The sequence below is a fragment of the Pseudomonas sp. LBUM1643 genome, from assembly GCF_059716215.1.
This window is the reverse complement of record NZ_CP166813.1, coordinates 6,070,778-6,084,627: the sequence shown is the minus strand read 5'-3', so window position 1 is coordinate 6,084,627 and position 13,850 is coordinate 6,070,778. Positions and strand designations below refer to the sequence as shown.

General features: G+C 59.6%; 17 protein-coding genes. 5 read left to right on the top strand and 12 right to left on the bottom strand.

The annotated features are described in order from the left end of the window. Position 1: 1 nt before the first annotated feature. The 4 genes from metX to ACA063_RS27495 all read right to left on the bottom strand — a co-directional run bounded on the left by metX (position 2) and on the right by ACA063_RS27495 (position 3,563). Positions 2-1,141, bottom strand: a complete 1,140-nt coding sequence (gene metX / locus ACA063_RS27510) for a homoserine O-succinyltransferase MetX (protein ID WP_497664071.1) — start codon at positions 1,139-1,141, stop codon at positions 2-4. 270 nt (positions 1,142-1,411) lie between these two features. Then, positions 1,412-2,002, bottom strand: a complete 591-nt coding sequence (locus ACA063_RS27505; protein ID WP_497664070.1) for a YggT family protein — start codon at positions 2,000-2,002, stop codon at positions 1,412-1,414. 10 nt (positions 2,003-2,012) lie between these two features. Continuing rightward, positions 2,013-2,831, bottom strand: a complete 819-nt coding sequence (gene proC, locus ACA063_RS27500) for a pyrroline-5-carboxylate reductase (protein ID WP_497664069.1) — start codon at positions 2,829-2,831, stop codon at positions 2,013-2,015. Between the two features lie 24 nt (positions 2,832-2,855). Then, on the bottom strand, positions 2,856-3,563 hold the full coding sequence (locus ACA063_RS27495; RefSeq protein ID WP_497664068.1) for a YggS family pyridoxal phosphate-dependent enzyme: 708 nt from the start codon (positions 3,561-3,563) through the stop codon (positions 2,856-2,858). A 56-nt stretch (positions 3,564-3,619) separates the two neighbouring features. On the opposite strand from ACA063_RS27495, the gene ACA063_RS27490 reads away from it, so the two are divergent. Further along, positions 3,620-4,654, top strand: a complete 1,035-nt coding sequence (locus tag ACA063_RS27490; protein WP_162439354.1) for a type IV pilus twitching motility protein PilT — start codon at positions 3,620-3,622, stop codon at positions 4,652-4,654. A 127-nt stretch (positions 4,655-4,781) separates the two neighbouring features. Here the strand turns inward: ACA063_RS27490 and ACA063_RS27485 are convergent, their stop codons facing one another. Further along, on the bottom strand, positions 4,782-5,399 hold the full coding sequence (locus ACA063_RS27485) for a C40 family peptidase (protein WP_497664067.1): 618 nt from the start codon (positions 5,397-5,399) through the stop codon (positions 4,782-4,784). Between the two features lie 249 nt (positions 5,400-5,648). On the opposite strand from ACA063_RS27485, the gene ACA063_RS27480 reads away from it, so the two are divergent. Beyond that, entirely contained in the window at positions 5,649-6,080 is a 432-nt protein-coding gene (locus ACA063_RS27480) for an NINE protein (RefSeq protein ID WP_497664066.1), read from the top strand. Between the two features lie 92 nt (positions 6,081-6,172). Here the strand turns inward: ACA063_RS27480 and ACA063_RS27475 are convergent, their stop codons facing one another. From ACA063_RS27475 to gshB, 7 genes are all read right to left on the bottom strand, one after another. After that, complete coding sequence (locus tag ACA063_RS27475) at positions 6,173-7,444, bottom strand: dihydroorotase (protein WP_497664065.1); 1,272 nt, start codon at positions 7,442-7,444, stop codon at positions 6,173-6,175. Then, a complete protein-coding gene (locus tag ACA063_RS27470) occupies positions 7,441-8,445 on the bottom strand; it encodes an aspartate carbamoyltransferase catalytic subunit (RefSeq protein ID WP_150711287.1) in 1,005 nt (334 codons plus the stop codon). Before ACA063_RS27470 ends, ACA063_RS27475 begins: the two co-directional genes overlap by 4 nt. Positions 8,446-8,472: 27 nt before the next feature. Next, the gene (pyrR, locus tag ACA063_RS27465) at positions 8,473-8,979 is read right to left on the bottom strand and encodes a bifunctional pyr operon transcriptional regulator/uracil phosphoribosyltransferase PyrR (protein ID WP_194691031.1); all 507 of its coding nucleotides are present in this window, start codon (positions 8,977-8,979) and stop codon (positions 8,473-8,475) included. Positions 8,980-9,077: 98 nt separating this feature from the next. After that, positions 9,078-9,515 carry a Holliday junction resolvase RuvX gene (ruvX, locus tag ACA063_RS27460; RefSeq protein WP_090178626.1) on the bottom strand — a complete coding sequence of 146 codons (438 nt, stop codon included), beginning with the start codon at positions 9,513-9,515 and terminating at the stop codon, positions 9,078-9,080. Then, positions 9,515-10,087: a YqgE/AlgH family protein gene (locus ACA063_RS27455; RefSeq protein WP_497664064.1), complete on the bottom strand. Its 573-nt coding sequence runs from the start codon at positions 10,085-10,087 to the stop codon at positions 9,515-9,517. The genes ruvX and ACA063_RS27455 overlap by 1 nt, the downstream gene beginning before the upstream one ends. Positions 10,088-10,306: 219 nt before the next feature. Continuing rightward, positions 10,307-11,206: an energy transducer TonB gene (locus tag ACA063_RS27450; protein ID WP_162439348.1), complete on the bottom strand. Its 900-nt coding sequence runs from the start codon at positions 11,204-11,206 to the stop codon at positions 10,307-10,309. 77 nt (positions 11,207-11,283) lie between these two features. Continuing rightward, positions 11,284-12,237 carry a glutathione synthase gene (gene gshB / locus ACA063_RS27445; RefSeq protein WP_162439347.1) on the bottom strand — a complete coding sequence of 318 codons (954 nt, stop codon included), beginning with the start codon at positions 12,235-12,237 and terminating at the stop codon, positions 11,284-11,286. A 235-nt stretch (positions 12,238-12,472) separates the two neighbouring features. Between gshB and pilG the strand changes: the two genes are divergently transcribed. The 3 genes from pilG to ACA063_RS27430 are packed head-to-tail and all read left to right on the top strand — an operon-like array spanning position 12,473 to position 13,844. Next, the gene (gene pilG / locus ACA063_RS27440) at positions 12,473-12,877 is read left to right on the top strand and encodes a twitching motility response regulator PilG (RefSeq protein ID WP_027926573.1); all 405 of its coding nucleotides are present in this window, start codon (positions 12,473-12,475) and stop codon (positions 12,875-12,877) included. Between the two features lie 57 nt (positions 12,878-12,934). Next, positions 12,935-13,300 carry a twitching motility response regulator PilH gene (gene pilH / locus ACA063_RS27435; protein ID WP_162439346.1) on the top strand — a complete coding sequence of 122 codons (366 nt, stop codon included), beginning with the start codon at positions 12,935-12,937 and terminating at the stop codon, positions 13,298-13,300. A 10-nt stretch (positions 13,301-13,310) separates the two neighbouring features. Further along, a complete protein-coding gene (locus ACA063_RS27430; RefSeq protein WP_497664063.1) occupies positions 13,311-13,844 on the top strand; it encodes a chemotaxis protein CheW in 534 nt (177 codons plus the stop codon). Positions 13,845-13,850: the final 6 nt, after the last annotated feature.

The window sequence follows — 13,850 nt, the reverse complement described above, 5'->3', positions numbered from 1 at the left end:
CTCACAATTTGATTCGATTCATGTAGTTGCTGAACGCCTGCAAGTAACGCGGGATCGGAATCAGGAAGGCGTCATGGCCTTGCGGAGCGTCGATCTCGAGGTAGCACACGTCTTTCTTGGCCGCCATCAGTGCGTCCACCAGTTCCCGCGAGCGGGCAGGGGAGAAACGCCAGTCGGTGGTGAATGACATCACGCAGAACTTGGCCTGCGCATTGGCGAAGGTTTTCGCCAGGTCATCATCAAAGTTCGCGGCCGGATCGAAGTAGTCCAGGGCCTTGGTCATCAGCAGGTAGGTGTTGGCGTCGAAACGCCCGGAGAACTCTTCACCCTGATAACGCAGGTAGCTTTCGACCTGGAACTCGACGCTGTGGAAGTCGTAGTTGAGCTTTTCGCTCTTCAGGCCCCGGCCGAATTTTTCGCCCATGGAGTCATCGGACAGGTAGGTGATGTGTCCGACCATGCGCGCCAGCATCAAGCCACGCTTGGGGATGACACCCGCTTCCTGGAACGAACCGCCGTGGAACTCGGGGTCGGTGAGGATCGCCTGGCGGGCAACCTCGTTGAAGGCGATGTTCTGCGCCGACAGCTTGGGTGCCGAGGCGATGGCCAGGCAGTGCCGAATGCGATCGGGATAGGTGATGCTCCATTGCATCGCCTGCATACCGCCCAGGCTGCCACCGATCACGGCTGCCCATTGGCCGATGCCGATCCGGTCCGCCAGGCGTGCCTGGCTGTGCACCCAGTCTTCCACGGTCAGTACCGGGAAATCGGCACCGAACGGTTTGCCGGTGTCCGGGTTGATGCTGCTCGGGCCGGTAGAGCCATTGCAACCGCCAAGGTTGTTGAGGCTGACCACGAAGAACTTATTGGTGTCGATCGGCTTGCCGGGGCCGATGCAGCTGTCCCACCAACCGGGTTTGCGGTCGTCAGGGCTGTGGAAGCCGGCAGCGTGATGGTGGCCAGACAAGGCATGACAGATCAGCACGGCGTTGCTCGCTGTTGCGTTCAGCGTGCCATAGGTTTCGTAGATCAGGTCATAAGCCGGGAGCGAACGGCCACAGGCCAGGGCCAGGGCTTCGCTGAAGTGCGCCACTTGCGGCGTCACCAGACCAACAGAATCGGGGGGAAAGGCAGTTGGCATCGACCCTGCTCTCGTTGAAATGAGGCGTAAGTCTAAAGACCGGTGGGGTTAGCGGCAAGCAAAGGGCGGGCCTGATTTCATTCAGTCAGACCGAGGCGCAGCCATCGCGAGCAGGCTCACTCCCACATTGGGATGTATTCCCCTGTGGAAGCAGCCTGACTCCACATTGGAATGCATTCCCCTGTGGAAGCAGCCTGACTCCACTTTGGAATGCATTCCCCTGTGGGAGTGAGCCTGCTCGCGATGAATATGCCTCGGTGAGCCTGCGTGTTACATCAGCAGGCGCAGGATTTCCGGCATCATCGTCATGGCGGCGAGGTTGTTGATCACCAGCATGTCGATCAGCTTGAGCACCATGAATGCCAGGATCGGCGAGATATCCAGGCCACCCAGGCTCGGCAGGATCTTGCGGAATGGCGCCAGAGCCGGCTCGCAGATCTGATTCACCAGTTCGGCGCCAGGGTTATGGCTGCCAGGTGCGACCCAGGACAGGATCACGCTGATGATCAGGGCGAAGAAGAAAATCTTCAGGAACAGCGCGGTGACGCCGATCAGCGACCAGATCACCAGTTGCAGCGGGTTGCCGGTGGTGCCGTAGGTCAGCAGCAGCGTCAGGGCCATCAGTGCCAGTTGCACCAGGATCGCCAACACCAGAGAAGACATGTCCAGCCCGAACATGCTCGGGATGATCCGGCGCAGCGGCTTGAGCAGCGGCTGGGTGGCCTTCACCGCGAATTGGCAGAGCGGGTTGTAGAAGTTCGCACGCACCAGCTGCAGCACGAAGCGCAACAGCACGATCAGCAGGTACAGGCTGCCGAGGGTTTGCAGCACGTAGACCGCTGCAGTGTTCAATCCAATCATGTAAGGCTCCTTATTGACCCAATTGTTCGGCCATCTCGGCCGAGCGGTGCGCAGCGGCGCCAAGTGCTTTTTCCACCAGGGCTTCGAAACCGCCGGCCTGGAACGATTTGATGGCGGCTTCGGTGGTGCCCGCAGGCGACGTTACGCGACGACGCAATTCAGCAGCATCGACATCGCTGGCGACGGCCATGTGAGCAGCGCCCAACGCAGTCTGCAGGGTCAGTTGCGCGGCGATTTCAGCAGGCAGGCCGAGCTTCACGCCTGCGGCGGTCATGGCTTCTATCAGCAGGAAGAAGTAAGCCGGGCCGGAACCGGACACCGCGGTTACCGCGTCCAGCTGCTGCTCTTCGTTCAGCCACAGGGCAATGCCGACGGCAGAGAGCAGTTCTTGCGCTTGCTCGCGTTGCTCGGCAGTGACTTGCTCGGTGGCGAACAAACCACTCACGCCCTGGCGCAACAGCGCCGGGGTGTTGGGCATGCAACGCACGATTGGTTGGTCGCCAAGCCAGTTGTTCATGCTGGCGCAGGTGATGCCGGCAGCAATCGAGACCACCAGTTGATTGGGCTTGAGGCTCGGACGAATAGCCTCGCACACGGCCTTCATCGCCTGGGGTTTGACCGCCAGTACGACGACGTCCGCGCCTTGAATGGCTTCAGCGTTGTCCGCGAATACTTCAATGCCGTGCTCGGCGTTCACACGAGCGCGGGTTTCGGCGCCCGGATCGCTGGCGCGGATCTGCGTGGCATCCAGACCTTTGGCACGCAGGCCGCCGATCAGGCTGGCGGCCATGTTTCCGGCACCGATAAAGGCAATACGAGTCTTGCTCATGTCAGGTCCTTATATAGAGGGGAATCAACCACGTTGTGGCTGGCTATAGTCGCGAGCGCCAAACAGGGCTGTACCGATGCGAACCCAGGTGGCGCCCATGGTAACGGCGGACTCGAGGTCATGGCTCATGCCCATGGACAGCGTTTCGAGCGGCAAGCCCAGGCTGTCTTGCAGGCTTTTGTTCAGGTCCCGCACGGCAGCAAAAGCTGCATCCTGGGCGGCGCGGTCTTCAGTTGGTTCGGGAATCGCCATCAACCCGCGCAACGTAATCCGTGGCAGCTCGCTGATGGCCTTGGCCAGGGCCGGAAGGTCTTCCGGTGTGCAGCCGGACTTGCTGGCTTCACCGCTGACGTTGACCTGAATGCAGATATTGAGTGGGGGCAAATCGGCAGGACGTTGTTCGGACAAGCGTTGTGCGATTTTCAAACGATCCACAGAGTGCACCCAGGCGAAGTGCTCGGCGATAGCGCGAGTCTTGTTCGATTGAATGGGGCCGATGAAGTGCCAGATCAAGGGCAGGTCGGCCAATTCGAGCTGTTTGCCCAAGGCTTCCTGCAAGTAGTTCTCGCCAAAGTCGCGGAGCCCGGCGGCATACGCTTCGCGCAGGGCTTCGGCGGGCTTGGTCTTGCTCACGGCCAGCAGCTGAACGCTGTACTCATCGCGTTGCGCGGCCTGGGCAGCAGCGTGGATGCGTGAACTAACCTGAGCGATGTTGTCTGCTATCGTGGACATTCAAGAGGCGCCAGGGTCTGAGGTTTGGCGGCATTCTACTGGAATTGAGGAGCGCTATGGATATCACTGAGCTGCTGGCCTTCAGCGCGAAACAGGGCGCGTCCGACTTGCACCTGTCTGCCGGGCTGCCGCCGATGATCCGCGTCGACGGCGATGTGCGGCGCATCAATTTGCCTGCGCTGGACCACAAGCAAGTGCAGGAGCTGATCTACGCGATCATGAACGACACCCAGCGCGTGGACTTCGAGAAGCATCTGGAAACCGACTTTTCCTTCGAAGCACCCGGCGTCGCACGCTTCCGGGTCAATGCCTTCAACCAGAATCGCGGTGCAGGCGCCGTGTTCCGGACCATTCCGTCCAAGGTGTTGAGTATGGAAGACCTGGGCATGGGCGAGGTGTTTCGCAAGATCACCGAGGCGCCCCGTGGCCTGGTGCTGGTGACCGGCCCGACAGGCTCCGGCAAGTCCACGACCCTGGCGGCAATGATCGATCACCTGAACAATCATCGCCACCACCACATCCTCACCATCGAAGACCCTATCGAATTCGTCCATGAATCACGCAAATGCCTGATCAATCAGCGTGAAGTCCATCGTGATACCCGCAGTTTCGCTACCGCCCTGCGTTCGGCACTGCGCGAAGACCCGGATGTGATTCTGGTGGGCGAAATGCGCGACCTGGAAACCATTCGCCTGGCGCTGACCGCCGCCGAGACCGGTCACCTGGTCTTTGGCACGCTGCACACGACGTCGGCGGCGAAAACCATCGATCGCGTGGTGGACGTGTTTCCGGGGGATGAGAAGTCGATGGTGCGGTCCATGCTGTCCGAATCATTGCTGGCGGTGGTGTCGCAGACATTGGTCAAGAAGATGGGTGGCGGGCGGATCGCAGCGCATGAAATCATGTTGGGAACATCGGCGATCCGTAACCTGATCCGCGAAGACAAGGTGGCGCAGATGTACTCATCGATTCAGACCGGCGGGAATCTGGGGATGCAGACGCTGGACATGTGCTTGAAGGAGTTGGTGACCAAGGGTTTGATCAGTCGCGAGCATGCGCGGGAGAAGGCGCGGTCGCCGGATAACTTCTGACCGATTGAGTGGTTTAACCTGTGGCGAGGGGATTTATCCCCGTAGGGTTGCGAAGCGACCCAAAAAATAGGATTGCTTCGCAATCCAACGGGGATAAATCCCCTCGCCACAAATACCCGCCTTCGGATCAGCGCTGAACCACCTGAAGACTGCTTTTCTCTTTCGGCAGAACCCGCTTGGCAACTACGTAATGTTTTTCCCAATACGGTTTGTTCAGCGTATCGATGCTCACCGACTTGCCACGACGAGGTGCGTGGATGAAGCGGTCGTTGCCGAGGTAAATAGCAACGTGATTGACCCGACGACTCTTGATGTTGAAGAAAATCAGGTCGCCCGGCTTCAGATCCTTGCGATCGACTTTCTCGCCATGTCCACTGGCCATGGCGTTTGAAGTGCGTGGCAGGTCAAAAGTGGCATCGTTAAATGCGTATTTCACCAGACCGCTGCAATCGAACCCTTTACTTGGGCTGCTGCCGCCCCAACGATAAGGTGTACCGAGGACGTTGACGGCACGGCTCAGCACATTGCTGCTTTCCTTGCTCGCCATCGGCGGAACCAGGCTGCTTTTGCTGGTCAGTTGCGGTGCGCGGTTGGCGGTTTTCTTGTTTTTGCTCGAAGGAGCAGAAACATGGGATTTCGGGGTGTAACCATTAACGTTTGGAAGACGTTGCTCACGATTGGTGGCGTGGGCGGCCAGTGGCATTAGCAGGCAAATGGTTAGCCATGTCTTGAAAAATGGACGCATTAGGCAAGGCTCATATAGGTGAACGCGCAACTTTATAACAGCTTTTTTGTCCTTTTTTGGCCCGTTGGTCGATTCAACCTGTGGGCAACGGAACCAAATAAGCGGCAAATTGACGCGATTGTCGGACAGAGGTCTGATGTTATAAGGCTTTGGCGGGAGTGAAGGTATCACTTGCCATACGTCGGCCACCTGTAAAAAAGTCACAAAGATTTAAAGAATATTTATCTATCGTGTGATTCGAGGTCATTCATGAACACCTATCAACACCCCGTTCCACATCAAGACACCCACAGCAAAGTGATCGGATACCTGCTGTGGATTTTGGGTTTCACCGGTGCTCACCGCTTCTATTACGGCAAGCCGGTGACCGGGACGATCTGGTTTTTTACTTTCGGTTTGCTGGGTATCGGCTGGCTCATCGATTTGTTTCTGATTCCGGCCATGGATCGTGAGGCAGACCTGCGTTTCACCGCTGGGCCAATCGAATACAACGTGGCGTGGATTCTGCTTACGTTCCTGGGCGTGTTCGGTGTGCACCGGATGTATCAGGGGAAGTGGATCAGCGGGCTGCTGTACCTGGTGACGGGCGGGTTGTTCTTCCTGGGGGTTTTGTATGACTTCTGGACCCTGAACGATCAGGTGTCGGTGCGTAACGCGCAGAATCGCGGCACTTTCCAGTAAGCCATCGCCAGCAGGCTGGCTCCCACAGGGATTTGTGTTGTTCACAGATCCTGTGTGGGAGCTAGCCTGCTAGCGATTGGGGCACCTCGGTATCAAGCCTGGTGGCTGATTCGCCCATCCACCAGGGTGTAACGCACCACACTCGGCAAGCTGTGCCCAATGAACGGGCAGTTATCGCCCTTGGACAGCCAGGTCTCGCCCGCAACGGTCGAGGCCGCCGGGTCGAACAGCACGATGTCTGCCGCCCCGCCTACCACCAACTTGCCCGCAGGCAAACGCAATGCCTCGGCTGGCCCGGCGCTCAGGCGCGCCAGCAGCGTCGGCAGATCCAGCAAACCATCCTCAACCAGCGTCATTGCCAGCGGCAGCAGCAATTCAACACTGCTGATACCCGGCTCGGTGGCGCCGAACGGTGCCAGTTTGGCGTCTCGCTCGTGGGGCTGGTGATGGCTGGAAATGGCCGAAATCACCCCCGACTTCACCGCTTCACGCAGGCCATCACGGTCGGCGCGTGTGCGCAGCGGCGGCTGAACGTGATAGAGGCTGCTGAAATCTATCAGCGCTTCATCGGTCAGGATCAACTGGTACAAGGCCACATCAGCAGTCACCGGCAGCCCGCGAGCCTGGGCTTGAGCGATCAGGGCCACGCCGCGAGCGCTGGTGAGCTGGCTGAAGTGCGCGCGCACGCCGCTTTGCTCGACCAGCAGAAGGTCCCGGGCCAGGGCCACGGTCTCAGCGGTTTCCGGAATACCCGGCAAGCCGAGGAAGCTGGCAGTCGGACCTTCATGAGCCAGGCCGCCTTCAGCCAGGTCATGGTCCTGAGAGTTGAAAATCACCGTCAGGTCGAATGTCGCCGCGTATTCCAGCGCCCGGCACAGGGTGCGGGTGTTGCGGAAGCTGTCCAGGCCGTTGCCGAAGGCGACGCAACCGGCATCGCGCAGTGCCACGAGCTCGGCAAGCTGTTCGCCCTCAAGGCCTTTGCTCAGGGCGCCAATCGGAAAGACTTTGGCGTTGCCAGCTTCGCGAGCGCGGTCGAGGATCAGTTCGGCGACTGCCGAGGTGTCCAGTACCGGTTTGGTTTTTGGTGGGCAGCACAGGCTGGTCACGCCGCCGGCTGCGGCGGCGCGGGTTTCGCTGACAATCGAACCTTTGCGGCTATAGCCCGGTTCGCGCAGGGCAACGTTCAGGTCGACCAGACCTGGGGCGGCCACCAGGCCTTTTGCATCAATGGTGTCGACCGCGACAAAACCGGCAGGCGCGGCGCCAATGGCGACGATTTTGCAGGCTTCAACGTGGATATCAGTCACTTGATCCAGACCACTGACTGGATCGATCACGCGTGCGCCGAGAATGCTGAGCTTCACTGGGCGTTCTCCTGCTCGAATTGGCGCTGGGCTGTCTGCCCGCTCATGGCCATCGACAACACGGCCATACGAATGGCGATCCCGTAGGTCACCTGGTTGAGAATCACCGAGTGCGGACCATCGGCCACCGCTGACTCGATTTCCACCCCGCGGTTGATCGGTCCCGGGTGCATGACGATGCAATCCGGTTTGGCCCCGGCCAGACGTGCGGTGGTCAGGCCGAACAAGCGGTAGAACTCACCTTCGCTTGGCAGCAAGCCACCGGTCATGCGTTCGCGCTGCAGGCGCAGCATGATCACCACATCGACGTCTTTGAGCCCTTCTGTCATGTCGGTGTAGACCTTCACGCCGTATTGCTCGACGCCGATCGGCAGCAGGGTTTTCGGTGCAATTACGCGGATGTCCGGGCAACCCAGGGTTTTCAGCGCCAGCATGTTCGAGCGCGCCACCCGCGAGTGCAGGATGTCGCCGACGATGGCTACCGAGAGATTTTCGAAACCGCCCTTGTGTCGGCGGATCGTCAGCATGTCCAGCATGCCCTGGGTCGGATGGGCGTGACGGCCGTCGCCGCCGTTGATGATCGCCACTTGCGGGCAGACATGCTCGGCGATGAAGTGCGCCGCGCCGGAATCACCGTGACGCACGACGAACATGTCGGCGGCCATGGCCTCCAGGTTGCGCAGGGTATCCAGCAGGGTTTCGCCCTTGCTCGCCGACGATGTGGACACGTTCAGGGTGATCACGTCCGCCGACAGCCGCTGAGCGGCCAGTTCGAAGGTGGTGCGGGTGCGGGTAGAGTTCTCGAAGAACACATTGCAGACGGTTTTGCCGCGTAGCAACGGGACTTTCTTCACCGCCCGGGCGCCGACTTCAAGGAACGAGTCGGCGGTGTCGAGGATTTCCGTCAGCAGCTCGCGGCGCAAACCGTCGAGCGAGAGGAAGTGGCGCAGCTGGCCCTGATCATTGAGCTGCAGCGGGCGCTTGGTGTCTAGAGGCGTCATCGCGAGGGGGACTCTCAATAGGGCGAATTAAAGGGCGAGGTCTTGCAGTTCAAGCACGAGCGGCGATGGGCCGGACAGCTTCACCCGTTCGTGGGCGGCCAGCGACAACGTCGCGCCGACCACATTCGGGCGGATCGGCAGCTCGCCGGCGTCCAGGTCCAGCAGGCAAACCAGGGTCACACTGGCTGGACGGCCGTAGTCGAACAGTTCGTTCATCGCGGCGCGGATGGTCCGGCCACTCATCAGCACGTCGTCGATCAGCACCAGGTCCTGGCCTTCGATCTCGAAGGGCAGCGCGGACGGTCGTACTTGCGGATGCAGGCCGTTCTGGCTGAAGTCATCGCGGTAGAAGGAAACATCCAGGGTGCCAAGGGGCGAATCGCTGCCCAGTTCTTCAAGCAGCGCCTGAGCGACCCAGATGCCGCCCGTGCGAATGCCGATGTAACGTGGTTCGCTGATGCCGCGGTGTTCCAGGTGCGCCTTCAGACGGATCGCCATCTGGCTGATCAGTTCGGCGGGATTGGGCAGGCTCATGGTTGCTCCTTCTTGGGCCCGAGCCGGGTGTGCGTCATGTCATGGCTCGGGTTGTAGCTAAGAGAGACGGGCTAACGGCTCTTCAGGATTGGATGAGATCAGGATTCGAACAGGGCGCTGTTTTCGTCGAGCCAGCCTTGCAGCAGCAGGGCGGCGGCGATGGCGTCGACCGGGTTGTCGCGGTAACTGCCTTTTTGTCCGCCGCGATCACGCCGTTCGCCCTTGGCTTCAAAAGTCGTCAGGCGTTCATCGTGGGTATAAAAGGGCAGGTTGTAGCGGCCGTTCAGGCGGCGGGCGAATTTCTCCGCACGCAAGCACATGTCGCTCGGCGTGCCGTCCATGTTCAATGGCAGGCCGACCACCACAGCGTCAGGCTTCCATTCCTTGATCAGGGCTTCGACCTGATTCCAGTCGGGAATACCGTTTTGCGCCTTGAGGGTACACAGCTCGCGCGCCTGGCCGGTAATCACCTGGCCGACCGCAACGCCGATCTGTTTGGTGCCGTAGTCGAAACCCAGAATCAACCGCAGGGCCATCAGGCGTGCCCCGCCTGGCTGGTCAGCAAACTGAGATTAATGCCCAGGTCCCTGGCCGCTGCTTCAAGGCGCAGTTCGCTGCTGGTGTTGAACAGAATGTCGGCATTGAACGGGCAGGTCAGCCAGGCGTTGTCGGCCAGTTCGGCCTCAAGCTGCCCGGCTTCCCAGCCTGCGTAACCCAAGGCGATTACACTTTTCGCAGGGCCGACACCGTCGGCGATGGCGAACAGCACGTCCTGGGAGGTCGACAGGGACAGATCGCCTTCCAGATCAACGGTCGCCTGATAGCTCTGTCCTGAAGGGTGCAGAACGAATCCACGATCGGTTTGCACCGGGCCGCCCATGAAGATCGGTACGTGGCGGCAGAGCGCTGGCGGCTCGATGTCTGGGCGCAATTGCTCGAGAATCTCCGCCAGATTCAGGTCTTGCGGGCGGTTGACCACCAGCCCCATGGCACCACTGGCCGTGTGCTCGACGATGTAGGTCAAGGTATGGGCAAAGTTCGGGTCGGCCATGTGAGGCATGGCGATCAGGAAGTGATGCTTGAGGTAGCTGGGGCTGACGTTTTTCATGAGCGCTAGTGTGGCGTTGGAGGGGCGAACTGACAAGCTGGGGATGCACAGGAAATGCTCTCGCGAACCCTTGTAGCAGCTGGCGAAGCCTGCGTTCGACTGCGAAGCGGTCGTAAATGGGCCTACGTCGATTATTCAGAATTACCGTGTTTGCGGGTTTGCGAGGACTACGTCCTCGAACGCAGGCTTCGCCAGCTGCTACAGAGAGCGTGCCGTTCTCTAATTGCTGGACAGTCTGTCCCCGCGTGCAAACTTCCACGTCCGAATGATCTCCAGCCGGTCGATGTCCGACAAATCTCCGCTGAACGGCGAAAACGGCGCTGCCAGCCGCACGATGCGCTGGGCTGCCTGATCCAGCAACGGTTGCCCGGAGGATTCCAGCACCAGCACTTCATACAGCGAGCCATCGCGGTTGATCGAGACCATCAGGCGCAAATTGCCGTAGATCTGCTTTCGGCGTGCTTCGTCCGGGTAATTGAGGTTGCCGATACGCTCGACCTTCTTGCGCCATTCGTCCTTATACCAGGCACCTTTGTCGCGCATGGTCGAGGCGGCGCTCAAGCGATGGATACGTGGCCGCTTGGCGTACAGCTGTTGTTCGTTGGCCAGTTCCGCTTCCAGGCTGGCAATGTCGCTGGACAGTTGCTCAGTGTCGAATGTCGGCGCAGCCACCTTGGGTTTGGTGTCTGTCTTCGGGGCTTCGGTTTTGGTCGGGGCTTTTTTCGGTTTCGGTGCAACGGTTGTCACGGCAGCCTTGGGCGGCGCTTCCTGGGCTTCAGGCTGGGCGGCCGGCGGAGGCGTGACTTTCTGCACTTTATTGTCCTGGAATGGCGCGACCTCAGTGGTCTTGGGGATGGCCTTCTTGTCCAGGGTGCCGCTGCCTTGCTGATTATCCTGCGCGAGGAAATCGGCTTTCTCAGGCTTCTTTTCGCTTTTGAAGGTGGCGAGGGTGATTTCCAGGGTTTTGCTGATCTGCTTGGGTTCGACCATTGTGAACCCGACGCCCAATAGCAAGGCCAGGTGAATCAGCGCCGCGAGAAACAGGGTAAATCCGAGGCGATCGGCCGGGCGCACACCACGGTGGGCGAGCTCGGCGGGCAGATCGGACGGAAGAGTCATAACTAGAAAACCAACATCGCGTTTTTCACAGGCCGCGCATGATAACGCAATGTTGGTGATTTCCTGGCTGTTCTATATCAACGAGCCTTGAGCTTCTGATCGATGGCATCCATCAGCAGGCCGCCGATATCGGTGCCAAATGCATTGTCGATCTCGCGAATGCAGGTCGGACTGGTGACATTGATTTCGGTGAGGTGTTCGCCGATCACGTCGAGGCCGACGAACAGCAGGCCTTTTTCCCGCAGGGTCGGACCGACTTGCGCAGCGATCCAGCGGTCTTTTTCACTCAGCGGGCGGGCTTCACCACGACCACCAGCGGCCAGGTTGCCACGGGTTTCGCCGGCTGCCGGGATACGCGCCAGGCAATAATCAACCGGCTCGCCGTCGATCATCAGAATGCGCTTGTCGCCATCCTTGATTGCCGGCAGGTAAGCCTGGCCCATGATCTGCTGGGTGCCCAGTGCCGTCAGGGTTTCCAGGATCACCGAGAGGTTTGGATCACCGGCGCGGTGACGGAAGATCGAGGTGCCGCCCATACCGTCCAGCGGCTTGAGGATCACATCGCCGTGCTTGGCGGCGAATTCACGCAACACATCGGCGCGACGGCTGACGACGGTCGGCGGTGTGCACTGCGGGAACAGCGTGGCGAACAGCTTTTCGTTGCAGTCACGCAGGCTCTGCGGCTTGTTGACCACCAGCACGCCTGCGCGCTCGGCTTGTTCGAGCAAGTACGTGGAGTACACGAACTCCATGTCGAACGGTGGATCCTTGCGCATCAGGATCACATCCAGATCGCTCAGCAGCGCGTCAGTCTCGGCTTCCAGCTCGAACCACTTTTCAGGGTTGGCGAAGACTTTCAGAGGCCGCATCCGCGCCCGCGCTTCGCCTTCTGCCTGATACAAATCGCGCTGTTCCATATAGAACAGTTCCCAGCCGCGCTTCTGTGCGGCCAGCAGCATGGCCAGCGAGCTATCCTTCTTATAGGAAATGCCGGCAATAGGATCCATGACAATCCCGACGCGAACGCTCATGGGTTTTTCCTCGAAATTTGGGGGGCCAAAGGACCGTATAAAAGTGGCGTCAGAGTGGCGCTGAGTGTGTTCCCGGTCAAGGAAAAACCACTGCGCAGGCTGGCCGATAGATTGGTATTGGAGACTGTGCTAAAAAGACTGCCAAGCAGTACTGGCCCTTGAGTATCAAGGGTTTCGAGCCTCCGGTGGACCGGAAACGGACAATTTGATTCGCAAAGGCGACGGTAGAGCAACTATGGATCAGCATTCCAGCGCCTTGAAGGTCATGGTGATCGACGATTCGAAGACGATTCGCCGCACCGCCGAAACGTTGCTGAAAAACGTGGGCTGCGAGGTCATCACGGCCATCGACGGTTTCGATGCGCTCGCCAAGATTGCCGACAACCATCCTGGCATCATCTTTGTCGACATCATGATGCCGCGTCTGGATGGTTATCAGACCTGCGCTTTAATCAAGAACAACAGTGCGTTCAAGTCCACGCCAGTGATTATGCTGTCGTCGAAGGACGGCCTGTTTGACAAGGCAAAGGGGCGCATCGTCGGCTCCGACCAGTTTCTGACCAAGCCTTTCAGCAAGGAAGAACTGCTTAACGCGATCCAGGCCCATGTACCGGGCTTCGCCGCCGTTTTGCCGCAGTAGGACACGCACAGTGACGCTCGGCCAACGGGCCTGGCGTCGACAAGAATGGGGAAAACCATGGCACGTATTCTGATCGTCGATGATTCGCCGACCGAAATGTACAAACTGACCGGCATGCTGGAAAAGCACGGTCATGAAGTGTTGAAAGCCGAGAACGGCGCCGACGGCGTAGCCCTGGCTCGTCAGGAAAAACCCGACGCCGTGCTGATGGACATCGTCATGCCCGGCCTCAACGGTTTCCAGGCGACCCGTCAGCTGACCAAGGATCCGGAAACCGGGCACATCCCGGTCATCATCATCACTACCAAGGATCAGGAAACCGACAAAGTCTGGGGCACACGCCAGGGCGCCAAGGATTACCTGACCAAACCGGTCGACGAAGACACCCTGATCAAAACCCTGAACAGCGTGCTGGCCGGTTGATCTGACCGCCATGACCGAATCACTGACTGCCTTCGAATTGCTGCTGCAGATCGATCAGCGTTGTCGGCTGCTGGTGGCGGACTTGCCGTCCCAGCCAACCCGGCAGGACAGCTGGAGCGGTATCGGCTTCCGCTTGGGCGAGCACTGGTATGTCGCGCCCATGAGGGAAGTCAGCGAGGTCCTGCACGAGCCGCGGCTCACTCAGTTGCCGGGGGTTAAACCTTGGGTCAAGGGTGTCGCTAACCTGCGCGGCCGATTGCTGCCGGTCATGGATGTGTGCGGTTTCTTCGGTGATGAGTTGTCGGCGGTGCGCAAGCAACGACGGGTGTTGGTGATCGAGCACAGCGATGTGTTTGCGGGGTTGATGGTTGATGAAGTCTTCGGGTTGCAGCACTTTGCCGAGGACAGTCTGGAGCCGACAGGTTTCATCAACGGACCGATCGCACCGTTCATCAAAGGCCGGTTTCAGCGCGAGCAGAGCTGGCAAGTATTCAGCCCGTTTGCGCTGGTGCAGTCGCAAGGTTTCATGAACGTAGCGCTGTAAACACTG